Below are 24,093 nucleotides of genomic sequence, written 5' to 3' on the forward strand. Positions count from 1 at the left end.
GTCATATTTGCATACGCTAATGCGACTCAATGCAATTGACAGCTGGTACCTGACGACCTACTCTGGTTGCGTTCTTGGTGCCTGCCGCCCTCTCGTGGGCTGGGTAGGTTAAAAGGGAAGTCTGGTGAGAAATCCAGCGCTGCCCCCGCAACGGTAATCAGCCCCCGCTGTAAGCCCGATACCTGCCGGAACAGCAACCGATGGAGCGGAGGGCTTTCCATCAGGGTTTCTCGTTGACACCGATTAGGCCTATGACCCCTCCCTCAATCGCCGTACATTTTGGCATTGAGGATACACTGTGTTTATCAAAAAAAGCGCTTCTTGCGCCCTGCTTCTTGCAAGCTGTAACGCACTCGCTTCGAGCACCACTGCTCTGGAAGAAATCGTAATAACCAGCTCACGGGTCCCCGAGCCCTGGAGTGAGATCGCAACCGCGATCACAAAGCTGTCCAAAGAAGATCTCGATTACTATGGGAACTTATCTTTAGTGGATGTCCTGCAGTACCAGCCATCCATGTCGGTGACACACACCGGTGGCGCGGGCAAGGCCGCTACTGTGCGTATTAGAGGCGAGGAAGGATACCGAACCCTTGTGGTACTTGACGGTATCCCTTTAACGGATACGTCAGGCACACAACACAGTCCTCGGTTAGAACACCTAACTACACAAAGCCTCACCTCGGTGGAAATTTTACGCGGCCCGCAAGGACTCATGTACGGGGCGGATGCAGGTGGTATTATTTATTTGAGCTCGAAACCCAGCCAACCGGGATGGAGCAACACCTTCTCTCTTGAGACCGGACGTTACAATCAGCAATCACTGTTTGTCAAAAGCGCGATCAGCGGTGAGCATGGCTACCTACAGGCAAGTTGGCAGAATAGCTCGCTAGACGGATTCAATGCATCGACAGCCGATACCGCGGCAAAAGATTCTGACGGCTACGATAACGACACAAAGCATCTGAGCGGCAGCTGGCAAGCAGCCAACAACCTGCAGCTCAGTGTCGTGCACCGGACCACATCAGCGACCAACGAATACGATGGTTGCTACAGCGCGAGTTTCCAAGTGACCCATGACTGCACCGACCAGTACGACAGCAAAGCTCACCAAATTGCAGCAAACTATACCGGCGACACCGCACTGCATCGACTCAGCTACAGCCAAAGTCAGACTGACAAAGCTTTTTATAGTGACAAGGCCTTTTCGTTTGGCGCTAGTGGTAAGTTGAGGTCACTTGCATGGGCCAGCAAACTGGATTTGAACGAGCGCATTCATGCGGTTGTTGGTGCCGATGCAGATCAATCAGAACTCAATGACGGTAGCCTGACCCGTAAACGCGATCAGCTCGGCGTGTACACCGAAATCAAATGGGCGCCAATGGATTCGCTCACTTTAGCTGCCGGTGCCCGGACTGACGACAACGACGACTTTGGGCGTCACAACTCAATTCGACTCACAGGCATCGTCGTACAAACACTGAACGATAGCACCTTAAAATACAAAATCAGCTACGGCACCGGCTTCAGAGCCCCCAGCTTGTATGAAATCGCCTACAATTCTGGCCCTTATGCCTATGGCTTAGCCACCACGACTCAACTTAAAGAAGAGCAAAGCGCGGGCTTTGACATTGGGGTTGAATGGCTGGTCAACGCTGACCTTCATGTTCAGGCCACCTATTTTCGGCAGACCGTGGAGGACGAAATTTTCTTCGATTTGGAGGCTTACACCGGTTATTTACAAGACGACGGCGAAGCATTGGTATCGGGTCTCGAGCTGAGTGCTGACTGGGCAGTAACCCCAGGATTGACCGTAGCAACCAACGCGACAATGATGAATAGCGAACGTCCAGATGGCAGTGCACGAATCTATCGACCCGATAACCAAGCTGCGCTCTCGATACGCTACAACCATCCGCAACACAAGCTCTCTGGCCAAGTAGCGATGCAGTACCGCGGCGATTCGCGCGGCATAGTGAATCAGTCGATCGATGGGTATACTGCGTTGAGCTTCAAGTTACAGTACGCGTTGACACGCGATCTTAAGCCCTATCTGCGCATAGAGAACGCGCTCGACGCAGATACCCGAGAAATCCCCGGTTATTACGCCAGTCGCGCGGCAATTTATGCCGGCTTGTCCTATCAATTTTAGAGGTCCTTATGTCTGAACAACGCGAGCAAAAGCACAAAAAGGCGATGCAGAAACAAAAAGCATCGGTCGACGCGAGCATCGCGCTAGCGACCGAGGAACGGGGTATTGCGCTGTTGTTAACCGGAGATGGCAAAGGCAAATCGAGCTCAGCCTTTGGCATGGTAATGCGCGCTTTAGGATACGACCAAAAGGTTGGCGTTGTTCAGTTTATTAAAGGCGTCATCTTGTCGGGGGAAGAAATGTACCTGCGCAAGCACTGCCCCCAAGTAGAGTTTTATCAAATGGGCACAGGATTTACCTGGGACACTCAAGATCGAAGCGGTGACATTGCAGCCGCCGAGAGAACCTGGGCGGTAGCGAAAAGCATGCTGAATAATCCAGCGTTTGATCTTATCATCCTCGATGAGCTGACCTACATGCTGTCGTTTGACTACCTGAATCATGACGAGGTGCTTTCATCCATTTCCCAGCGCCCTAAAGAGCAGAGCGTGGTAGTGACCGGCCGCGGCGGTGGCAAGGCTTTGCAGGCTATCATGGATACCGTATCGGAAGTCAAAGAGATCAAGCACGCCTACACGGCTGGGATCAAGGCTCGTCACGGTGTGGATTACTAAACAAGCACAGCCGACAACGCTGCTGGTACTGACGATACTATTAGTTGGGGCCGGCGTTGCGGCTTTGTTTACGGGCACCATTGATATTGGTGTTGCGTCTCTTTTCGACATCGCTCGACCCGATCACGACAGTGCCCGGCTCATCGTTATGGAACTGCGGCTTCCACGGGTACTTTTAGCTGGGCTGATTGGCGCTATACTGGCGCTCGGTGGTGTTGTCATGCAAGCCCTATTCCGCAACCCCTTGGCGGATCCTTCTCTGATCGGGGTCACCGCTGGGGCCTCGCTGGGTGCCAGCCTTGCCATTGTCCTGTTCAGCGCCACTGGCGTGGGCTTGATGTCCTTAACGACCGTCAGTATCGGCGCCTTCGTTGGCGGTCTAGCCGCCAGCTATCTGGTGTATCAACTGGCTAAAAGAGGCAGCGAATTCTCTGTGAGCACGATGCTACTCGCTGGCATTGCTATCACGGCTCTGGCGGGTAGCTTGGGCAACCTCATGGACTTTTTCGCCGATAATGCCGCACTGCGGCAAATTTCACTATGGCGCATGGGCGGCCTGGACTCGGCAAATTTTGAGCGCGTGACGGTAGTAGCAGGACCGGCCCTTGTGTTAACCATAGCGGCCTTGCATTACCGCAAAGCACTCAACGTCATGTTACTTGGAGATTCACAAGCGCGTTATCTCGGCATCGACGTCTCAAGCGTTCGTAACGCGCTGATCATCGCCGTGGCGATTGCTGTATGCACGTCGGTTGCGATGGGGGGCACCATCGCCTTCATCGGGCTCATTGTTCCGCACATGGCGCGACTCCTATTCGGCCCGAGCCATACACGGCTGATTCCTGCCGCCAGTTTGCTGGGGGCCTTTCTGCTTATCTGCGCTGATACGATTGCACGTACGGTGCTCGCGCCAGTGGAATTACCGGCGGGAATAATAACCGCCTTGCTTGGCGTACCTTTCTTTCTGTATCTGTTGAATCGTGGTGCGAAGCATGCCTAATCAAACGGTCATTTCAGCATCCGAAATCAGCATCGCAATTAGCGGCAAGACACGCTTACACAGCTTATCCGTTAATCTCATTCCGGGCGAAATCTTTGGCTTGATGGGGCCTAATGGCGCTGGCAAAACCACGCTACTTAGAGCTCTAACCGGTGAGCTAGAGCCGACCACCGGCCACGTGAGGCTGCAAGGAAAGGCGATGTATGAGTGGCCTTTAGACGAGCGCGCTAAAATCGTTAGCGTGATGCCTCAATACACACGACTTGATTTCGATTTCAGTGTGGACGACGTTGTGTCGATGGGCCGAAGCCCTCACAGCACAGGGCAGGACTTCGATCGTTCATGCATCAATCGAGTGCTGGATGTCTGCGGCTTACAGGCACTTCAAGATCAGCCTTACACGCAGCTGTCCGGCGGCGAACAGCAACGCTGCCAATTAGCTCGCTGTCTGGTGCAGATCGAGCAAAGTACGGCGGCATTAACCGGTTGCGCCCTGTTACTTGATGAGCCTTTCAGTAGCATCGACATCGGCTACATCGATACGATCAAATCGTATTTAAGAACCCTGGCTCACCGGGGTTTGAGTATCGTAATCAGTCTGCATGACGCCAACTTATTGGCCCAATTGAGTGACCGAATATTGGTTCTAAACCAAGGGTACTGTGTGGCAAATGCCAGCCCCGATGAGGTAATGAGCCCAGCTCTATTTGAGGACGTGTTTGGCGTTTCGGTGGAAGTTGTATCGCACCCTACTACTAAGACGCCCTGGGCTATTCCCTTATGATAATTCGTTCTCTGATTACCGCCGCAATCACAGTTGCTTGTTACCTATCGTTGATATTACCAAGCGCTTACGCAAGGGTTGAGGTCATTGACGACACGGGGGTAGTCGTTGTTCTCGAACAACACGCGCAGCGTATCGTATCGCTTTCCCCGCATATCACCGAGAACCTGTTCGCAGCGGGCTTGGGTGATCGGATCGTAGCCACAGTAGCGCACGCGGATTACCCTGAGCGAGCTAAAGACCTGCCCCGAGTCGGGGGATATAACAATCTGAACCTAGAGGCTCTAATCCAGTTACAAGCGGACTTGATCATCACTTGGGGTAGCGGGATCAGTTACGAATCGAAGGCAAAACTAGACGCTCTCGGCATCCCTATATATGTCAGTGAGCCCAACACGCTAGAGGACATTCAAGGCAACATAAGCGACTTTGTCAAACTTGGAGGCCTTGCAGAGCAGGAAGTATCGATTCTCTACACATTAGACCGGGTGCTTTCTGAGTTTCCTCGGCGCAAGGCGACGGCCACCGTGTTTTACCAAATATGGAACGATCCCATTCAAACCCTTAATGGCCTGCATATTGTCAATGATGTCTTCTCACGCTGTGGTTTATACAACGTCTTTGCCGAAGCCCCCAGTGTAGCGCCAACGCTGAACGTCGAAAGCATTATCGCTGCCAACCCAGACCTAATCGTTGCGAGCGGCTTGGGCAATGAACGCCCTGTATGGCTCGAGCGCTGGACACACTATAGCAGCATTAACGCGGTAAAAAATAATGCCTTGCATGCGCTCAACCCAGACCTAATGCAGCGGCCAACGCCGCGACTGTTAGAAGGGCTTACACAGATCTGTGCTTGGTCTAGTCAACTTCACGAGTCAAACCCAGACGCTCACTAACCGTTGCTGTAAAGACCACATCTGTACTGCTATTGAGTGCTGTTTCCGCACTGTCTTGCACCACACTGATCACGAAGCCTACGGCGACAACTTGCATAGCCACATCGCCCGATATGCCAAACAATCCGCAAGCCAGAGGAATCAACAGCAGGCTCCCAGACGGAACACCACTGGCACCACATGCGGCAAGTGCGGCGACAATACACAAGAGCAAACTGCTCGCCAGTCCAACCTCAATACCCAATGTGTTCACCGCGGCTAAAGTCAGCACGGTAATGGTAATCGCCGCGCCCGCCATATTAATGGTGGCGCCCACGGGTATAGTCACACTATATAGCGAGCTGGGAAGTCCAAGTCGTTCGGACAAGGCCAAATTCACCGGAATATTAGCGGCAGATGAACGCGTGAAAAATGCGGTGATACCAGAGTCTCTTAGACAGGCTAGTATCAGGGGGTAAGGGTTTTTTCTCGTCAACAAGGCTACGATCAGTGCGTTAACACCTAAAGCCACCACCAGCATAGCGGCGACTAAGAGCAGAGCGAGAGTGAGGTAATCCATCAGCGCATCGACGCCAACTTGAGCCACGGTTAGACTAACCAACCCAAAAATTCCGACCGGCGCAAGCTGGATAATCCAGCGAACGATTTCAGTCAAACGCTCCGAGACCGCAGCGAGGCCGTGACGAAGACTTTCGGGCGCACTGCGAAAGCTTAAGCCAAATAACACTCCCCAAACGAGACATGCTAGGAAATTGGCTTCGATTAAGGCTCTTATGGGGTTATCTACCATACGTCTGAGGACATCGGCCAACACAACAAGCACCGAACCCGGCGGATTGCCATCAGCCGCGCTCAACAAATGCAGCTGTTGAGGAAATGCCACACTCAGCAACAAGGCCACGACCGCCGCTCCAACGGTACCTAACAGATACAACAACAAGGTAAGACTTATCGCTGGACGCGACATTTGACTGCGCTGCAAATTCGCTAGGGCCGAGGTCACTAAAACCAATACCAACATGGGCGCGATGGCTTTCAGTAAACCCACAAATAATTCACCGAGAATTCCAGCTTGCTGTCCAAGATCGGGAGCCAACACACCCAACACAGCACCGACAACAACGCCCACAGCGATGCGAAAAACTAGACCTTTAGAATCAAACAGCGCCATAACAACCCCAAGAGTAATAATGATCGCGAGCATAACACAGGCCTGAAACAATGCGCATGAGTGTAGCGATTTTCCTCAGATCTGTTAGTGTTGCTCTCTTTAAGAGAGGACTTAAATAATGAAACCAGAAACTATTGCACTGCACACAGGCTACGACGGCGACCCAGCGACAAACGCCGCCACAACACCGATTTACCAAACGACGTCTTATACCTTCAATGACACACAGCACGGTGCGGATTTGTTTGATCTGAAGGTTCCGGGCAACATCTACAGTCGCATCATGAACCCGACCAACGCAGTCCTGGAAGCGCGATTAACTGCACTCGAAGGTGGTGTCGGCGCTCTTGCTGTAGCCTCTGGTATGGCGGCGATCCGCTATGCTATCGAAGCGATCGCTGAGGTTGGAACCAATATCGTCAGCACTTCGCAACTGTATGGCGGCACCTATAATTTGTTCGCGCATACTTTCCCCAGGCAGGGCATCGAAACACGTTTTGTGGCAGCCGACGATTTCGATAAGATTGCCTCGCTCATTGACGAAAATACCCGCGCGTTGTTTTGCGAATCAATCGGCAACCCAGCCGGCAACGTTGTGGACATCCAGCGCTGGGCCGATATCGCGCATGCGGCCGGCGTACCGTTGATCGTCGATAACACCGTGGCAACACCTCTTTTGTGCCGCGTGTTCGATCATGGCGCCGACATCGCGGTTCATTCATTAACTAAATATATCGGCGGGCACGGTACAACGATTGGCGGCGCCATTGTCGACTCAGGAAAGTTCGACTGGGCTGGCAACAAAGATCGCTTTAAAATTCTGAACGAGCCCGATCCATCGTATCATGGCGTGGTGTACACCGAGGCTTTAGGACCCGCAGCTTTCATTGGCCGTTGCCGTGTTGTGCCCTTGCGTAATACCGGTGCTGCGTTGTCGGCGCAATCGGCTTTCCAGATCATGCAGGGCCTAGAGACACTCGCCCTTCGAATGGAACGCCACTGTGAGAACACCGAGGCGGTCGCAGCGCATCTTGAGCAACACCCCGCGGTCGAGTGGGTTAACTATGCCGCGCTGCTCGGTTCTCCGCATCACCAAACGTGCCAAAAAATTTGTGGAGGTAAGGCCTCGGGTATTCTTAGCTTCGGCATTAAGGGTGGTAAAGAAGCGGGCGCTAAGTTCATTGATGCTTTGCAGCTCATTCTGCGCTTGGTGAATATCGGCGACGCGAAGTCACTGGCTTGCCACCCGGCCACTACGACTCACCGCCAGTTAAACGCCGAAGAACTCGCTTCTGCCGGTGTAAGCGAAGCAATGGTGCGCTTGTCTATTGGCATCGAACACATCGATGACATCCTGGCCGATATCGACCAGGCACTAGCGGCTTCTCAAGCGTAACTAAATGTCTCAAAAAAAGGGGCGCCAATTGGCGCCCCTTTTTCGTTCCGAAACCGAGAGGTTAAGAGAACTGATTCATCGTATTGTCTTTACCCGATGCTTTCAGAGCGGCCTCACCAGAGAAATACTCTTTGTGATCATCGCCCATGTTTGATCCCGCCATATCTTGGTGTCTGACGCAGGCAATACCGCGGCGAATCTCTTGACGCTGAACACCACGCACATAGGCCAGCATTCCCTCTTCACCAAAGTACCCTTGTGCTAAGATGTCAGTTGACAGTGCCGCAGTGTGGTAAGTCGGCAAGGTGATCAAGTGATGGAAAATGCCCGCCTCACGTGACGCATCGGCTTGGAACGACTGAATCCATCGATCAGCCTCAGCGGCCAACTCTGAATTGTCATAATCAACACTCATCAACCCGTTGCGATCGTAAGCAGAGAGATCTTTACCCTCTGCACTCCACGCATCAAATACTTGCTGACGGAAGTTCAGCGTCCAGTTAAATGAGGGGCTATTGTTGTAAACCAGCTTCGCGTTTGGAATAACTTTGCGAATCTCGTTTACCATCCCGCCAATCTGGCCAACGTGCGGCTTCTCGGTTTCTATCCACAGTAGATCCGCGCCGTTTTGTAAGCTGGTAATACAATCCAAAACACAACGCGCTTCACCTGTGCCCGCTTTAAAACGGTATAAGCCGTTGGGCAGGCGAACAGGTCGCACTAAAGCACCGTTCTGCTTCAAGATAACATCGCCCTCGTTGACGTCATCTGCGCTCATCACAGGTTCAACGTCTAAGAAGGCATTGTATTTTGACGCCAGATCACCTGCTTGGGTACTGACTGGAATCTTCTGAGTCAAGCCGGCACCCAAGGAATCGGTACGTGCTACGATGATGCCATTCGGTACACCCAACTCTAAGAACGCGTAACGTACCGCATTGATTTTGGCCAAGAAATCCTCGTGTGGAACCGTAACCTTTCCGTCTTGGTGGCCACACTGCTTGGCATCTGATACCTGGTTTTCGATTTGGATTGCACAGGCACCCGCTTCGATCATTTTTTTGGCGAGCAGGTAAGTCGCTTCTTCGTTACCAAACCCGGCATCGATATCGGCTACGATTGGAACTACGTGTGTTTCGTAGTTATCGATCTTGTCCTGAGCTGCTTGTTCTGCTGCGGCATCACCGCTGGCACGCGCTGCATCTAGGTCGTGGAACAGGTGGCCCAATTCACGAGCATCAGCCTGACGCAAAAAGGTGTACAGTTCTTCGATCAATGCTGGCACTGAGGTCTTTTCATGCATTGATTGGTCAGGTAACGGTCCGAACTCCGAACGCAAAGCAGCGATCATCCAACCCGACAGATACAGGTAGCGCTTGCTGGTTGTGCCATGGTGCTTTTTAATCGCAATGAGTTTTTGCTGTCCGACAAAACCGTGCCAGCAACCCAAGGACTGGGTGTACTGACTGCTGTCTGCATCGTAGTCGGCCATATCCTGGCGCATAATATCGGCGGTGTAACGCGCGATATCTAAGCCTGTGCGAAAGCGGTTCTGTACCGCCATACGAGCAGCATACTCTGGACTAATGGCGTCCCAAGTTCCTGCTTGCTGACCGATAAGATTAGCGAATTGTTCTACGGTTTCTTTATATTGGCTCATTGTTCACCTCTGCGGTTGCCGGTTGAGTCTGATCTAGGTTTGGCCTAGCTGTCTTGTCAGGGACATGCTAGGCCGGCAGAGGGTATAAATAAAATCAATAGATTTGATTTTTAGTATTCACAGCGTGAATTCATAGTTCGAGCCGGTAGCGCCTTACTTTTGCCGCTAGCATCAGCAAACCGATACCGACGACTACACCCGCGACCTGCTCGGGCCAGGTCGCTTGAAACATGTCGAGCATAGATTCATAACCTTCCCCACCGGGTAAACAGCGCGCCACACGCTCGGCCAACCAAGAGCTGCCGAACAGCCATCGTTCCACAAAAATAGCACCTGCCGGAAGGCCAAACATCCACAAGACGGGTGACTTTTTAGCCCAAGCAGAGGCGACTAGACTCCAAGCGTACAGAGGAAAGGTCATGACAATCATCACTGGTAACTTCAGGGCTGTATTCCGAAAAATCTCAGAAATACTGAACCAACTGAAACCCGAGACCTGCTCGAGTGGCGAGGTCGTTCGAGCCAAGAAAAAGGCGCCCGCCGCGACGATCAAAAGTTGCGTCAAAATCGAAATAACAGCGTAAACGACGGGTACTGCCAGGCCTATTGTTAGGTACTTACTGAACACCTCACGACGATCACTGATGGGCATCGAGCGCCAAAAAAGAACGCTGCGGTCGCGGCGATCGTTGTACAGGCTTCCCGCTAGGTAGTTGACGGAAATAGTCCATAGGACCAACAAAAAGATCACGTTTAAGGCGTTCAGTACCTCGTTAAACTCTTTTCCATCTCTAAGATCGCCCACTCCAGAAGACATGGTCGGGGTACTGAAAGTCCAATCGGCAGAAAAATCCCACTCCGACTCAGCCACAACCTGAGTCCTTGACTCGGGGTACACCCAATCACCCGAAACAAAACCATCAGCCCTATCACTGGATGATCGAATTTCAATATCAACCTGTGCGTCGGGGATTTGATTGGCCACAAACCAGCCAATACCCTCTTCCCAATCGGAGAACTGGCTGGCGAATGCCGCGCCACCCCAAGCTACAACTGCTAAGAATGCTGCTATCACAATTGGGGTTACCAAAAAAGAGCTTCGGTATTCGATAAAATCACGGCGCAACAGCGCTTTTGTCGGATTGTAATGTGAATTCATCGGACACCTCCATCCATAGCGGCCACAAACAGGTCAGCAATCGCTGGAGTGTGGCACGCGCCATATTGTTCGAGTTCATGTCTGGGAACGGAATCGAAGATGAATGCCTGCCCGCCCAAGATGTGGCGCGAGCCAAAATATCGCAATCGATTAACGAGCGCTGCTTTCTCGCCAAGGGCATGAACTTCAACAAAGCGATCTTCAAGGGCCGTCATAGGTACATTCATGAGCATTTCGCCGTTTTTCAAAAATACAAAATGCGTCAGGATATGCTGGACCTCTTCGACCTGGTGGGTCGATATCACAATGGTGCGTTCCGCATCAAAGTAATCGTTGAGAAGCTGGTCGAAAAACTGCTTCCTATACAAAATATCCAATCCCAGAGTAGGTTCATCTAAAATCAACAGCCGAGCATCAACGGCCAAGGTCAAGGCAAGGTGTAGTTGCACCATCATCCCCTTAGATAGCGTGCCGATTCTGGCCTTAGCCCCCACTGACGTTTGATCCAAGAATCGCTCCGCTTTCGCTCGATCAAATTTTGGCTGAACACCCTCAACGTAAGAAATGAGCTGATCTACCCGCAACCAGCGGGGCAGTACAGCCGTGTCAGCAATAAAAGCGACGTCCTGCATCAGCTGATGTCGCTCGGTTCGAGGGTCCTTCCCCATGACTTCTAGCTCGCCCTCGCTATGAATCAAGCCTAACAGGGCTCGTAGCAGAGTCGTCTTACCCGCACCATTAGGGCCAATCAGGCCGACGATGCTGCCCGCACCCACGCACCAGTCTAAGGACTTAATTGCATATTTACCCTGATACTGCTTGGTTAGGTTGTTCACTTCGATTACGTTGGTCATTGTTCTTGCTCCCACTGCGCGAAACGATCGCACAACTGTGTCGAACTGATCCCCAAGCGGAGCGCTTTGTCGTACACTCGGGGCAACTCTATTTCGAAAAAATTGTGCTGCAAGGATTCCCGCAATTTCGCCTGCGCGCCTTCACATACAAAGACACCCACCCCGCGCTTAGAACACAACACCTCATCTTCGATAAGCGACTGATACGCCTTGTTAACCGTTAAATGATTGACTCGAAAATCGCTCGCCAATTGTCTAACGGATGGGATGTTCGTTCCCTCACGCAAAGAGGCATCGACAATTCGCGACGCGATAACGTCAGCTATTTGGCGGTATATGGGTTGGTCTGCTCGCCAGTCCATTATGCTACCCCCTTAATCTATCTTCTTGAGCTCACCAGAGCCAAGTATCGACGCTGATGTCGTGTCGGAAGCTCGGTAATAGACGTTGCCCGACCCCACAATGTTGGCGTTGACCCTAGCGGATGAGCCAATTTGAACGTCACCGCTACCAATAATGTTGGCCATGGTCGCATGGGCTGAGCATGCTTCACCGTTGAAATCCCCGCTGCCGGCAATATTGACCGTTACGTCCTCGTCGATCGAGCAGTCATCAATTACGCTAAAATCCCCGGAACCGCCAATCGACACCATGGTTGAGCCAGCATTCAAGGTGCCAATTTGAATCGACCCCGAACCGGCAATATTTGCCACAAGCCGGTTAACAGCTAGTGCAGTGGCATCAATATCACCCGAGCCACCAAGCACGACGGTGAGAGCGGAAAATTCACCATCGTGCAGATACACAGAGCCAGAACCCTGCAGTTCAAAGTTCAGTGCCTCGTTGGTCTTTATGGGGCGCACGAATACTCGCCCACTACCCCTTAACGTCACTCTTTCAAGCTCAGGAAGGCTGACTCTAAACTTCACCGGCTCGTCGTAGTCAAGACCTTGCTGAGACTTCCCCAAAAATAGGGTGTTGTCGTCTTGTGAGATCAAGGTATCGCCAGCTTGCATGCCTTGGACCTGAACAGAGTAATCGCCAAGACTCAGTTCAAGCTCATGATGCCCACTTAACACGACGCGGTTGAAGTCTTGAACTTGGTAGGTATGTGTCACAATCTCTGCAGCACGAGACTCGTCCGTGCTTAGCAAGACGATGCTGCAGAGTAGGATAACTAAAATGACTCGCATGAGTGGCTCCTTGATGACTGTTATGCGGAACTATAACAGCGTACAAGGAGACAGCGAGATGCAGTCGGTGAACTGAGCGAATGGGCCGCCCAGCTGAGTGAAACATTAGCCCAAACGCTTACTTCTTCTTTTTAACATGGGCCATTAAGCGGCGTTTTTGGGTAATTTGACGCTGCGTCAGCTTGTTTTTACGACCCGCGTAAGGGTTTTCGGTAGTCCGAAATTCGATTTTGATCGGCGTTCCCTCGATACCTAATTCTCGCCGATACACGTTCTCCAAATAGCGCTCATAAGATGCAGGCACTTTGGTCGTCTGATTACCATGCACAACGATACGCGGAGGATTCTGGCCACCCGCATGGGCATAGCGTAGCTTAATCCGGCGACCATTTACCATGGGGGGCGGATGATCCGACACCGCACCTTCCAAAATACGCGTCAAATAATTCGTGCTCAGTTTCTGAGTCGCCGCCAGATAAGCCGTATGAATCGCTTGATAAAGATGGCCGACGCCACTACCGTGTAAGGCCGAGATGAAGTGCATCTGCGCGAACTCAACAAATTTTAGGCGCCGCGATATCGAGTCCTTGATACGATCTCTCTGGTATTCATCAAGACCATCCCACTTGTTAACAACCACCACTAGGGCACGTCCAGCTTCGATACAATGCCCAAGCAAATGCATATCTTGGTCGACAATGCCCTCGTGTGCATCCATCAAAAGTAAAACCACGTTGCTATCATCGATGGCTTTCAAGGTTTTTACGATTGAGAATTTCTCGACACTTTCTTTAATATTTTTACGACGTCGTACACCTGCGGTGTCGATCAGCGTGTAATGTTCGCCCTCGCGCTCAAAATCGATATAGACGCTGTCACGAGTCGTGCCTGGGTGATCGTAAACAACAACGCGCTCTTCACCGAGCATTCTATTGACGAGGGTTGACTTACCCACATTCGGCCTGCCAACGATGGCGACTTTTATGCCGTGCTCCTGCTCTTCTAAGGTGGCTTCGTCCTCTGGAAAAGGTGCCAGGACCTCTTCGATCATCGACCGTACACCTCTATTATGAGACGCGGCAATTCGATACAAAGGATCAATACCTAGAGAGTAAAAGTCACTTATGGCGGTATCGCTATTCATGCCGTCTATTTTGTTCACGACCACATGAAACGGAATACTTTGACGCCGCAACAGACTGACCAACTCGTGGTCGACGCCCGTTAAGCCGGCGCGAGCGTCTACTATCAGTAAGACAATATCCGCCTCATCAGCCGCTGCCATAGACTGCTGCGCCATGGGTAGATCAATGCCATTCTCATCGCCAGTGATACCGCCAGTATCGATAACGACATAGGGCCGTTCACCGACTTTGCCCTCACCGTATTTTCGGTCACGCGTCAGCCCCGAGAAGTCGGCTACCAAGGCATCGCGCGATCGTGTCAACTGATTAAATAAGGTCGACTTACCGACATTAGGGCGCCCCATTAGGGCAATGACCGGTTTCATGGATTAGTCCTTGGCGCTGACCTCATAGGCAATCAGCTTTCCCTTGTCGGTAAAGACGAAGAAACGATTACCTTGGCTAATAATATCTGCACGTGCCGCAGCGCCTATTTTATCGCGTCCCACAAAGCGACCATCGACCTGTGAAAGCAAATGAAGCACGCCATCAAAATCTGTGAAAGCTAAGTAGCTCGCTACGGGTACTGGCTTGGTTGGAGCGCGATACGATAAATCGCTTTGAGCCCAGCGCAATCCTTGACCATTACGATAATAAGCCGACACAGTGCCGTCCTGATCAGATACATAAACGTTACTAAACCCCTGGGACACGCCACTGACCGTCGAGACTTCCTGCTGCCAGAGCTTGCGTCCAGTCCGCACATCCGCGGCGACTAGATATCCCTGGTAACTCGCCGCGTAGAGCTCGTTACCGATAATTTCCAAAGCACCGTCGATGTCCACCATACGCTCTATTTCTGACCGGCCTTGCGCAATAGCCACGCGTAATTCCCACTCAACAGTGCCTTTCTCGACATCAAATGCCACCACGCGACCATTCGCAAAGCCTACATAGGCATTACCGTCGCGGAGAATGGGTGTCGACGTACCCCGAATTGTCAGCACGGGCACGTTACTGTCATAAGTCCACAGCAAATCGCCAGTCTTAGCATCTAATCCTTGGGCGCGTCCGTCATAGGTTTGAACCACGACTACGCGGCCATCAGACTGCGGTGCTGAAAGCACCTCTCCGCGCAAGGTCTGACGCCAGAGCACCGATCCATTGCCCGCGTCTAGGGCCAACACTTGTCCCTCAGAGGTACCAACAAACAAACGCTCACCACTGACACCAACGCCACCAGAGACGCTCTGGTCCAAGGCCTGCCGCCAAATGCGTTTACCCGAACTTAACTGCAGGGCTACAACCTCACCCTCGTTGGATACCGCATAAATCTGATCACCCTGAATAGCCGGCATTAAACGATAGAGACCATCACCCTGGCCATTACCTACGCTTTCGCTCCACAGCTTTTTGAGCCTGACCGCCTCAGTGAATTTTTGAAGTTCGGCGGGTTGATTTACCTCTTCATCATCGAGTGAGAACCAGCCTGATAGGGTCGAACAACCGGTGGTGGTGACGAGTAACGCAATGGCAATACCGCGTCTTAATATCAAAAACATGGTTACTCTCCGCTTGCGACTGGACTGGCGTTGCTATCTCGACGCGCATTCACAAAAGCCAACTTAGTTTCGAGATCAGATCGAAGGTCGCCGCTTTCGTCAGCGACAAGAGCCAAAGACAGGGCTTCGGCAGCCAGCGCATACTGTTCTTGCACAATATAAATGTCAGCTTTAGCCTGCCATACGGCTGCAGCGACAGCACTCGTTTCCAAAGAAGTCAGTGCCTGCAAAGCTTGCTCAGTATCACCTAGAGAGGCTTGTAAGCGCGCTCGGCGCAGTTTCACGATCGGATACATCGCCACATCGTCTGCCACGCTTGACTCCAAAGCCTGCAAAGCGGCCAAGGCTTCCTCTGCGCGACCCTGCGATACCCAAGCCGAAACCTGCAGCAGTTGGCCCAGTCGAGCGTAACCGGTTCCCGCGTAATCTTCTGTTAGTGTCGCGGTCAATTCATCGAGACGAACCTTATCAGCGTCGCTACTGAGCTCCTGAGCACTCAAAGCCAGAAGCTCTTGATAGACCCCAGAAGCCGCTTCGGCTTGGCTGACCTGTCGATCTTGCCAACTCTGCCAGCCGACACTTCCCAACACCCCAATGACGACCGCCGCGATTACGCCCTTGCCGTTCTCACTCCACCATCGTTTGATAGCTTCTACTTGTTCTTCTTCCGTTCTGTAAGCGTCCACTGTTTTTCCTTTTCGCGTGTTTGCGGCTCAGGCCGCTACTCTACATGGTATTGCTGATTCGTTCGAGTTCTTGTGTGAGCAATGCACTTGCCACAGTTTTCTGAGGTTCATCATCGCGCAGAAACTTAAGGGTTACCGTATCGTTTTCGGCTTCGGATTCACCCCAGATCAATGCAACTTGAGCTCCGGATTTATCAGCGCGCTTCATTTGTGCTTTGAAACTGCCGCCACCGGTATTCAGGCGGATATCATGCTGCGGTAGATCATTACGCAGGGCCTCGATCCCCGCAAAGCAAGCTTTCTCGCCCGCTTCGCCCACACCAACCCCAAAGGCAATCGGCGCGATACGTGGCGCTGTGACACCTTGAGCTGCAAGCAGTAACAGCACTCGCTCTAGGCCCATCGCAAATCCCACACCGGGTGTCGTTTTCCCGCCCAACTGAGCCACCAAACCGTCGTAGCGGCCACCCGCACAGATCGTTCCCTGAGCACCTAACTCGGTGGTCACCCACTCAAATACCGTTTTGTTGTAGTAATCTAAGCCGCGCACGAGTTTAGGGTTCACTCTGTAGGGTACCCCGACACTGTCCAACAGGGCTCTAAGCCTAGCAAAGTCATTGGCAGACTCGTCATCTAGGAAATCGTGCAGATTGGGCGCATTGTTCAGTAACTCTTGAGTCCCTGCATTTTTACTGTCTAAGATGCGTAAGGGATTTGTCTGTAAACGACGCTGACTGTCCTCGTCGAGATCCGCTTGGTATTTGCTCAAATACTCTACCAGTGCCGCCTTATAGGTCGCTCGAGCTTCAAGGCTACCAATACTGTTAAGCTGGAGTTCAACAACATCTGCGACACCCAAATCGCGCCACAAGCGCGCGCTCAGCGCAATTAGTTCAGCATCGGCATCAGGTGTGGCGACGCCAAAAACTTCCAATCCAATTTGTTGGAATTGTCGCAAACGACCCTTTTGGGGGCGCTCGTGCCGAAACATAGGGCCCTGATACCAAAGCCGTTGCGGCGTCGATATCAAATTATTTTGAATGGCTGCACGAACACAACCGGCAGTTCCCTCCGGCCGCAAAGTCAACGAATCACCGTTGCGGTCGGCAAAGGTATACATTTCTTTTTCTACAATGTCGGTGACTTCACCAATAGAGCGCGCGAACAGATGGGTCGACTCCAAAATCGGCATGCGAATTTCTTGGTAGCCATAGGATTGCACCAAGCTCCGAACCTTTTGCTCCAGCCACTGCCAGGACTCAGTATCCACAGGCAAAATGTCTGGCATGCCGCGAATGGCTTGCAGGGTTTTCATAAGATTTACCTACTAATTCTTTGCAATGATATTGGCGTCAGCTGCGGCCGCGCTCTGTGCCAACTCGCTCGCCTTGGTTCGGATAACCTCTTCCAAGTGGTCGACGAAATCTTTATTGTCGATTTTATGATTGGGCTTGCCATCTAAATAAATCAGATTGTTGGGGCTAGCGCCAGTCAAGCCCACGTCGGCTTCTCGTGCCTCGCCTGGACCGTTCACCACGCAACCGATAATGGCGACATCCATGGGTTGCCGTATATCTTCAAGCCGCATCTCTAGCTCGTTCATCGTCGCTATCACGTCGAAGTTTTGGCGTGAGCAGCTCGGGCAGGCAATAAAGTTAATGCCATTACTGCGAAGTTTAAGACTCTTAAGAATGTCAAACCCCACCTTGACTTCTTGCACGGGGTCGGCGGCGAGCGAAATACGTATCGTGTCACCAATACCTTCCATCAATAACAAGCCTAAGCCAATCGCTGACTTCACCGTACCGTTGCGGAAGCCGCCTGCCTCGGTAATGCCCAAGTGCAGAGGCTGATCGATTTTTGTTGCGAGCAGGCGATACGCGTCCACGGCCATAAACACGTCGGAGGCTTTGACGCTGACCTTAAAATCTGGGTAGTTAAACCGGTCCAGCAGCTCGACGTGGTTCATGGCCGACTCAACCAAAGCCTCGGCAGTTGGCTCGCCATACTTGCGCTGCAACTCTTTGCCCAGCGACCCAGCGTTTACGCCAATGCGAATGGGGATACCCTTATCTCGCGCAGAGTGTATAACCTCTTGCACCTTTTCCATTCGCCCGATATTGCCCGGGTTAATACGCAAACAGTCGACGCCATATTCCGCAACGGCTAGAGCGATTTGGTGGTCAAAGTGAATATCCGCAACCAAGGGCACGTCAACCCGCTGACGGATTTGTTTAAAGGCCTCCGCGGCGTCCATACTGGGCACAGAGACGCGAACAATGTCAGCACCCGCCTCTGCAATGGCTTGGATCTGAGCAACGGTGGCGTCTACGTCACACGTCTCGGTGTTCGTCATGCTCTGTACACTGATCGGCGCATCCCCGCCAACGGGCACTTTGCCGACCCAAATTTTACGGCTTTGACGACGAATGATTGGACTTGGTGCATGCATTAGTTACTACTCCCAACCCCGTTTGGCCTCTGTACCGTGCGCTGTTCCCGCATGGCTTTAGCTTCAGGCGAATCTGGATATAAATTTTGTAGCGCAAGTTCTAGGCTCGCTTGCTCATCTTGCAACTGCAAGGCTTTGGCAAGGCGAACACCAGTCCACAAACCTGCCGCTGGCTGAGTCCTGACCAACTTGCGATAAGACGAATAATAACTCTGACCATTGAGGTAATCGCGTTGTTCCAGATAGAGCTGCGCTAATGTGAGAAGCGCTAGAGGATTACGTAGCTCCATTGTCAGGGCACGTTCTAAGGCTTCTATCGCTGGCTCAATTTTACCGAGGCGTGCTCGACATAAGCCCAAATTCGTAAACGCCTGTGGACGACCGCTATATAGGGTATCGCGTACTACCAGCTCCAACTCCACTTCAGCTTCAGCAAACCGCTGCTGCCCAAACAAAAACGCTGCAAAATTATTGCGAGCACGCGACAACGATTTATCGAGAACAAGGGCCTTACGAAAATTCGCCTCAGCGGCTTCAAACTCGCCCGTAGATTGATACACTAGCGCAAAGGCTTCGTACACTTCGGCGTTGTTGGGGTCAATGTCAGCGGCCAGCTTTAAGTTGCGTTTAGCGTTTTCCCAATTGCCCTGACCGATATAAGCACGTGCCAGCTCGACCCGCCGCTTGAGCGCGACATCTGGCACTTCCTTGTTCGTGAATACGGTCTCGTTGGTGGTGACACAACCTGCGAGAATCAACGCCAGAATGGCACCAAGGACAATTCGCATCAGCTGACCTCCACCACCTCAAGGTGGCCCTCCAACGCGGCCTTATGCCGCTGCGATCGCTTCGTTCGATCAACAACATCACCCACTAACTGACCACAAGCAGCGCTGATATCATCTCCCCGCGTTGTGCGGACAGTGACGATAAACCCAGCATCAATCAAGACCTGCCAAAACCGTGACACAGCATTTCCACTCGGCCGCTGGTAAGACGAACCAGGAAACGCATTAAATGGGATGAGGTTAATCTTGCAGGGGAAATTTTTCAGCAACACTGCCAGTTCGCGTGCGTGCTCTGGCTGATCATTCACACCGGCGATCAAGGTATACTCTATGGTAACCACGCGTTTCCGATCGTTTTGCGCATCGAGGTAACGCTGCGCGCTCGCCAGCAATTCGGCGATAGGATACTTCTTGTTTATGGGTACCAACTGGTTGCGCAGGGCGTCATTGGGCGCGTGCAAAGACACCGCCAGACTCACACAACTGACCTCCGCTAGCTTGTCTAGTGCGGGCACCACGCCCGAGGTGCTCAGCGTTACGCGGCGTTTTGACAATCCGTAAGCCAGATCGTCCATCATAAGATCCATGGCCGAGACTACCGCGTCAAAGTTGAGCAGAGGTTCACCCATCCCCATCATGACTACATTGGTCACGACGCGATCTTTGCCGGGTTCAAATGCGTCGAAGGAGTCAATCGCAAGCCACACCTGGCCGATGATATCCGAGGCTGTGAGGTCTCGTTCAAAACCCTGCTTCCCGGTCGAGCAAAAACTACAATCCAAGCTGCAACCGACCTGCGAAGAAACACACAAGGTTGCACGATCACCATCGGGAATTAAAACGGATTCGACCAAACCACCTTCGATAGAGCGGACGAGCCACTTGCGAGTCCCGTCGGCCGAATCGTGACGGCTGACGACTTCGGGCGGCCGAACACAAGCGCGCTCGCCGAGTTTGGCCCGAAGCGATTTTGACAAGTTGGTCATTGCCTCGAAATCACACACCCCGTGGTGATGGATCCATTTCATGACCTGTTGAGCGCGAAAAGATTTTTCTCCACACTCTGCGAAAAACGCTTCCATCTGCGCGCGGGTCAACCCGAGCAAATTCACTCGTGAATCGCGGGCAACAGGAAGCGTATCAGTAACCATTAGGCGCGATCGCACAGTTCCGTTTGCGCGAAAAAGTAGTTGATCTCGCGCTCGGCCGAAGCCAGAGAATCTGAACCGTGTACCGCATTGGCGTCAATGGATTGCGCAAAGTCGGCGCGAATCGTACCCGCCGCTGCTTCTTTTGGGTTGGTGGCTCCCATCAGTTCACGGTTTTTCATCACGGCATTTTCACCTTCGAGCACCTGTACCATAACAGGGCCTGATGTCATAAACTCGATCAAGTCTGGAAAAAATGGACGCTCTTTATGCTCAGCATAAAATCCACCAGCGGTGGCATCGGTCAAACGCACCATTTTCGCAGCAACAACTTTCAGGCCATTAGATTCGAAACGAGAGTAAATCTCGCCGATGACATTTTTGCCGACTGCATCGGGTTTAACGATAGATAAAGTGCGTTCTACTGCCATTGGTACTACTCCAAGTCGTTTAATTCAATATCGGGCTCGGGGGCACCCCGAGTTGGCCGCGTATTATACGGACTTTGGCCACGTCGCGCACCTTAACACTCTGGTTTTTTTACCATTCGATGCGCCTAATTTTCTTCGTTAATCCAAAGGCTTACCGCGCAACATACGAAGAGTAGCGTCAAGTTCGTCGATCGCCGCATCGATATCTTCGCGACGCGTCGAGCGCCCGAGGCTAAACCGAAGTGCACTGTCGGCACGCGCGCGCCCCGCCCCAATACCCAAGAGCACGTGAGACGGTTTCATGACAGCTGAGTTACAGGCCGATCCTGAAGAAATCGCCAGCCCCACCAGCGCAGATAGCAGGGCCTCACCCTCTACCCCATCAAAAGATACATTCGCGGCCTGCGGCAACCTGGTCGTTAAACTGCCGTTTAGCGTAGCTCCCTCGAGCCCGAGCAGACGCTGAGTCATGTACCCGCCCAAGCTGGCGTAGTGTGCTTGATCTTCCTCCCAGCGATCGCTGGCAAGCTTTGCAGCCGCGCCAAAACCCGCTATCTGATGAGTCGGCAAGGTGCCACTGCGAAAGCCTCGTTCATGTCCACCACCGTGAATTTGGGCTACCGGGGCTGGTGTCGCACCTCGACGCACAAACAGAGCACCAATACCTTTTGGTCCATACAGCTTGTGACCCGACAGCGACATGAAGTCGACCGGCACATCGGCCAAATTGATTGGCAGTTTCCCCACAGCCTGGGCAGCATCGACGTGCAATAAGATGCCCCTAGACTTGACCAGCTGAGCAATTTCTTTGATCGGGTTAACCGTGCCCAGTTCATTATTGACCCACATAATTGATACCAGCTTGGTTTCGTCACGCAATGAGCGTTCCAATGCATCGACATCCATCAAACCTTCTTTAGTTGCGGGCAAAAACGACACGCCAACCCCTTTGCGTTGCAACTGATTAGCAGGGTCTAACACGGCCTTGTGCTCAATCGCACTGGTCACAAAGTGACCTTCATAATGTAACGCCTCGAACACACCCTTGATCGCAAGATTATTCGCTTCGGTTGCGCCCGAGGTAAAAATAATTTCGCGCGAATCAGCACCAATCAAATCTGCAATGGCACCCCTAGCGATTTCTACGCGATGCTCAGCTTGCCATCCATAGACATGGGTCCGCGATGCCGGGTTGCCAAAATCCCCCGTCTCGTCAAGGCACCCAAGCATTGCATCTCTCACTTCGGGTGCAATCGGCGTGGTCGCTAAATAATCCAGGTAAATTGGCTTATTACTCATCGTCATCGGTCTTTTGCTCAAGTTTCGCGCGAAGTGCACTGCGTTCGAACACCACTTTTTGCGTTTCGGTCAGCATACCTCGTAAGATGTTGAGTTCCATTTCATCGATACGCATTCGGTTGTAAAGCCGCTGCAATCGAGTCATCAACTGACGGGGTGCACTCGGATCCAGAAATTCGATGTCGATCAAGGTCTGTTCCAAATGCTCATAGAAGCGCCGCATTGCCTCTTTGGTGGCAAACGGGGCGTCCCATTCCTCATCGGCGCGCTCCGGCAAACTGTCATACAAGGTCTGCATTCGCAGCTCATAACACAAAATTTGCACCGCCATCGCAAGATTCAGTGAGCGGTAGGCCTCGTCGGTAGGCACGTTTACATGCAAATCGCACAGTTTAAGCTCGTCGTTGGTTAAGCCCCTGTCCTCACGTCCAAACAACATCGCGACCTGCCCCATTGCGGCCTCGCTTCTGATTTGCAACGCCGCGCGCCGCGAGTCTAATATCGGCCAGGGGATGCGTCGCTCGCGCGCGCTCGTTCCCACCACAAAATGACAATCTTCGATGGCTTCCTCAACGGTGGCCACCACCCTTGCTCCATCCAACACATCAGCCGCAGAAGCCGCTCGCCATGTCGCCTCTTCGTCTGGAAAGCGACGCGGCGCAACTAAAACCAGATTCGTAAACCCCATGTTTTTCATGGCGCGGGCAACGCCACCGATGTTACCGGGATGCGATGGCTCCACCAACACAATACGCATAGACTCAAACATTGCAATTCTCGCGGCTAAATTAGTGGCAAAGTGTACCAGTTTTCTCAGTGCGAAGGAGCAGCAGCGCTGGTATACTCTCGCGCTCAATTCAGCAGGACCGTAACACCATGGAACCAATGGTCAGTATTGCCTTGCGCGCAGCGCGCAAGGCCGGCGATATGATCGCCCGCGCAGCGGATGAACTTGATCGCCTTCCAGTCGACAGTAAAGGCACCAATGACTTCGTCTCAGAAGTCGATCGCAACGCAGAACGAGAGATTATTCAGCAACTTGCGAAGACGTATCCCGATCACGCTTTCATCGGTGAAGAATCGGGGCGAACAGGTCCCGAAGAAGCCGAACACGTCTGGATTATCGACCCGCTCGACGGAACCACGAATTACCTCAGAGGCATCCCGCACTACGCAGTTTCGATTGCCTGCACTTACAAAGGCAAACTCGAGCACGCTGTCGTTCACAACCCTGTATTGCGCGAGGAATTTACCGCCTCGCGAGGACGCGGAGCACAGTTTAACGGGCGCCGCATGCGGGTTTCTAATACCCAAGGCCTAGAGTCGGCTCTAGTGGGTACGGGCATTCCCTTTAAAGGCCACTGCGCAGAACACCTGTCCACTTACTCGGCCGCCTTGGCTGAAATTGCTTCGAGATGCGCCGGTATTCGTCGCGCAGGCGCTGCCTCCTTAGACCTGGCCTATGTAGCGGCAGGACGATTGGATGCATTCTGGGAAATGGGCCTCGCACCCTGGGACATGGCGGCCGGCGTGTTATTGATAAAAGAAGCTGGCGGTTTAGTCAGCGACTTTGATGGTGGCGAAAAGTTCATGGAATCTGGGAACATCGTCGCTGGCAACCCGCGGGCATTCAAAGCCGTACTGCAGATCGTTGCGTCCAAAGCAAAGGGCTAACAAAAGCGCGCTTAGGTCTGACGTCGAAAAGCGTCAGACCCGTCACACTTACT

At 52.5% G+C, this 24,093-nt stretch carries 23 protein-coding genes and 1 riboswitch; of the genes, 7 read left to right on the top strand and 16 right to left on the bottom strand.

Translation table 11 applies throughout. The annotated features are described in order from the left end of the window. Positions 1-58: 58 nt before the first annotated feature. Positions 59-204, top strand: a riboswitch (cobalamin riboswitch). A 94-nt stretch (positions 205-298) separates the two neighbouring features. Genes ACTF5Z_RS00560 through ACTF5Z_RS00580 form a run of 5 tightly spaced genes read left to right on the top strand, consistent with a single transcriptional unit; the run spans position 299 to position 5,443 of the window. After that, entirely contained in the window at positions 299-2,149 is a 1,851-nt protein-coding gene (locus ACTF5Z_RS00560) for a TonB-dependent receptor plug domain-containing protein (protein ID WP_438984080.1), read from the top strand. 8 nt (positions 2,150-2,157) lie between these two features. After that, positions 2,158-2,763, top strand: a complete 606-nt coding sequence (cobO, locus tag ACTF5Z_RS00565; RefSeq protein ID WP_438984081.1) for a cob(I)yrinic acid a,c-diamide adenosyltransferase — start codon at positions 2,158-2,160, stop codon at positions 2,761-2,763. Next, positions 2,750-3,763, top strand: coding sequence for a FecCD family ABC transporter permease (locus tag ACTF5Z_RS00570; protein ID WP_438984082.1), 1,014 nt, complete (start codon positions 2,750-2,752; stop codon positions 3,761-3,763). The genes cobO and ACTF5Z_RS00570 overlap by 14 nt, the downstream gene beginning before the upstream one ends. Continuing rightward, complete coding sequence (locus ACTF5Z_RS00575) at positions 3,756-4,547, top strand: heme ABC transporter ATP-binding protein (RefSeq protein WP_438984083.1); 792 nt, start codon at positions 3,756-3,758, stop codon at positions 4,545-4,547. The genes ACTF5Z_RS00570 and ACTF5Z_RS00575 overlap by 8 nt, the downstream gene beginning before the upstream one ends. Further along, entirely contained in the window at positions 4,544-5,443 is a 900-nt protein-coding gene (locus ACTF5Z_RS00580) for a cobalamin-binding protein (protein ID WP_438984084.1), read from the top strand. The genes ACTF5Z_RS00575 and ACTF5Z_RS00580 overlap by 4 nt, the downstream gene beginning before the upstream one ends. Here the strand turns inward: ACTF5Z_RS00580 and sstT are convergent. After that, the gene (gene sstT / locus ACTF5Z_RS00585) at positions 5,406-6,647 is read right to left on the bottom strand and encodes a serine/threonine transporter SstT (protein ID WP_438984085.1); all 1,242 of its coding nucleotides are present in this window, start codon (positions 6,645-6,647) and stop codon (positions 5,406-5,408) included. The genes ACTF5Z_RS00580 and sstT overlap by 38 nt on opposite strands. Before the next feature lie 85 nt (positions 6,648-6,732). Here sstT and ACTF5Z_RS00590 point away from each other — a divergent pair, with 85 nt between their 5' ends. Then, complete coding sequence (locus tag ACTF5Z_RS00590; RefSeq protein ID WP_438984086.1) at positions 6,733-8,010, top strand: O-acetylhomoserine aminocarboxypropyltransferase/cysteine synthase family protein; 1,278 nt, start codon at positions 6,733-6,735, stop codon at positions 8,008-8,010. A gap of 61 nt (positions 8,011-8,071) precedes the next feature. On the opposite strand, the gene ACTF5Z_RS00595 is transcribed toward ACTF5Z_RS00590, so the two are convergent. From ACTF5Z_RS00595 to ACTF5Z_RS00665, 15 genes are all read right to left on the bottom strand, one after another. Next, a complete protein-coding gene (locus tag ACTF5Z_RS00595; RefSeq protein WP_438984087.1) occupies positions 8,072-9,670 on the bottom strand; it encodes an isocitrate lyase in 1,599 nt (532 codons plus the stop codon). A 130-nt stretch (positions 9,671-9,800) separates the two neighbouring features. After that, positions 9,801-10,829 (bottom strand): hypothetical protein, encoded by a 1,029-nt coding sequence (locus ACTF5Z_RS00600; RefSeq protein WP_438984088.1) that lies wholly within the window; start codon positions 10,827-10,829, stop codon positions 9,801-9,803. Beyond that, entirely contained in the window at positions 10,826-11,683 is an 858-nt protein-coding gene (locus ACTF5Z_RS00605; RefSeq protein WP_438984089.1) for an ABC transporter ATP-binding protein, read from the bottom strand. The genes ACTF5Z_RS00600 and ACTF5Z_RS00605 overlap by 4 nt, the downstream gene beginning before the upstream one ends. Beyond that, a complete protein-coding gene (locus tag ACTF5Z_RS00610; RefSeq protein ID WP_438984090.1) occupies positions 11,680-12,045 on the bottom strand; it encodes a GntR family transcriptional regulator in 366 nt (121 codons plus the stop codon). The genes ACTF5Z_RS00605 and ACTF5Z_RS00610 overlap by 4 nt, the downstream gene beginning before the upstream one ends. A gap of 12 nt (positions 12,046-12,057) precedes the next feature. Then, positions 12,058-12,876: a GIN domain-containing protein gene (locus tag ACTF5Z_RS00615; RefSeq protein WP_438984091.1), complete on the bottom strand. Its 819-nt coding sequence runs from the start codon at positions 12,874-12,876 to the stop codon at positions 12,058-12,060. Between the two features lie 118 nt (positions 12,877-12,994). Next, complete coding sequence (gene der, locus ACTF5Z_RS00620; RefSeq protein WP_438984092.1) at positions 12,995-14,386, bottom strand: ribosome biogenesis GTPase Der; 1,392 nt, start codon at positions 14,384-14,386, stop codon at positions 12,995-12,997. A 3-nt stretch (positions 14,387-14,389) separates the two neighbouring features. After that, on the bottom strand, positions 14,390-15,562 hold the full coding sequence (gene bamB / locus ACTF5Z_RS00625) for an outer membrane protein assembly factor BamB (protein ID WP_438984093.1): 1,173 nt from the start codon (positions 15,560-15,562) through the stop codon (positions 14,390-14,392). 2 nt (positions 15,563-15,564) lie between these two features. Next, positions 15,565-16,248, bottom strand: coding sequence for a YfgM family protein (locus ACTF5Z_RS00630; protein ID WP_438984094.1), 684 nt, complete (start codon positions 16,246-16,248; stop codon positions 15,565-15,567). A gap of 40 nt (positions 16,249-16,288) precedes the next feature. Further along, the gene (hisS, locus tag ACTF5Z_RS00635; protein ID WP_438984095.1) at positions 16,289-17,563 is read right to left on the bottom strand and encodes a histidine--tRNA ligase; all 1,275 of its coding nucleotides are present in this window, start codon (positions 17,561-17,563) and stop codon (positions 16,289-16,291) included. 12 nt (positions 17,564-17,575) lie between these two features. Next, complete coding sequence (ispG, locus tag ACTF5Z_RS00640; protein ID WP_438984096.1) at positions 17,576-18,700, bottom strand: flavodoxin-dependent (E)-4-hydroxy-3-methylbut-2-enyl-diphosphate synthase; 1,125 nt, start codon at positions 18,698-18,700, stop codon at positions 17,576-17,578. Then, a complete protein-coding gene (pilW, locus tag ACTF5Z_RS00645; RefSeq protein ID WP_438984097.1) occupies positions 18,700-19,488 on the bottom strand; it encodes a type IV pilus biogenesis/stability protein PilW in 789 nt (262 codons plus the stop codon). The genes ispG and pilW overlap by 1 nt, the downstream gene beginning before the upstream one ends. Further along, positions 19,488-20,639 carry a 23S rRNA (adenine(2503)-C(2))-methyltransferase RlmN gene (gene rlmN / locus ACTF5Z_RS00650; protein WP_438984098.1) on the bottom strand — a complete coding sequence of 384 codons (1,152 nt, stop codon included), beginning with the start codon at positions 20,637-20,639 and terminating at the stop codon, positions 19,488-19,490. Before rlmN ends, pilW begins: the two co-directional genes overlap by 1 nt. Next, positions 20,639-21,067, bottom strand: coding sequence for a nucleoside-diphosphate kinase (gene ndk, locus ACTF5Z_RS00655; protein ID WP_009576633.1), 429 nt, complete (start codon positions 21,065-21,067; stop codon positions 20,639-20,641). Before ndk ends, rlmN begins: the two co-directional genes overlap by 1 nt. A gap of 138 nt (positions 21,068-21,205) precedes the next feature. Next, positions 21,206-22,366, bottom strand: coding sequence for a cysteine desulfurase family protein (locus ACTF5Z_RS00660; protein ID WP_438984099.1), 1,161 nt, complete (start codon positions 22,364-22,366; stop codon positions 21,206-21,208). Continuing rightward, positions 22,359-23,135 carry an RNA methyltransferase gene (locus tag ACTF5Z_RS00665; protein ID WP_438984100.1) on the bottom strand — a complete coding sequence of 259 codons (777 nt, stop codon included), beginning with the start codon at positions 23,133-23,135 and terminating at the stop codon, positions 22,359-22,361. The genes ACTF5Z_RS00660 and ACTF5Z_RS00665 overlap by 8 nt, the downstream gene beginning before the upstream one ends. A 107-nt stretch (positions 23,136-23,242) precedes the next feature. Here ACTF5Z_RS00665 and ACTF5Z_RS00670 point away from each other — a divergent pair, with 107 nt between their 5' ends. Continuing rightward, positions 23,243-24,040, top strand: coding sequence for an inositol monophosphatase family protein (locus ACTF5Z_RS00670; protein WP_438984101.1), 798 nt, complete (start codon positions 23,243-23,245; stop codon positions 24,038-24,040). Positions 24,041-24,093: the final 53 nt, after the last annotated feature.

Source organism: Aequoribacter sp. (assembly GCF_965659035.1).
Taxonomy (GTDB): domain Bacteria; phylum Pseudomonadota; class Gammaproteobacteria; order Pseudomonadales; family Halieaceae; genus Aequoribacter.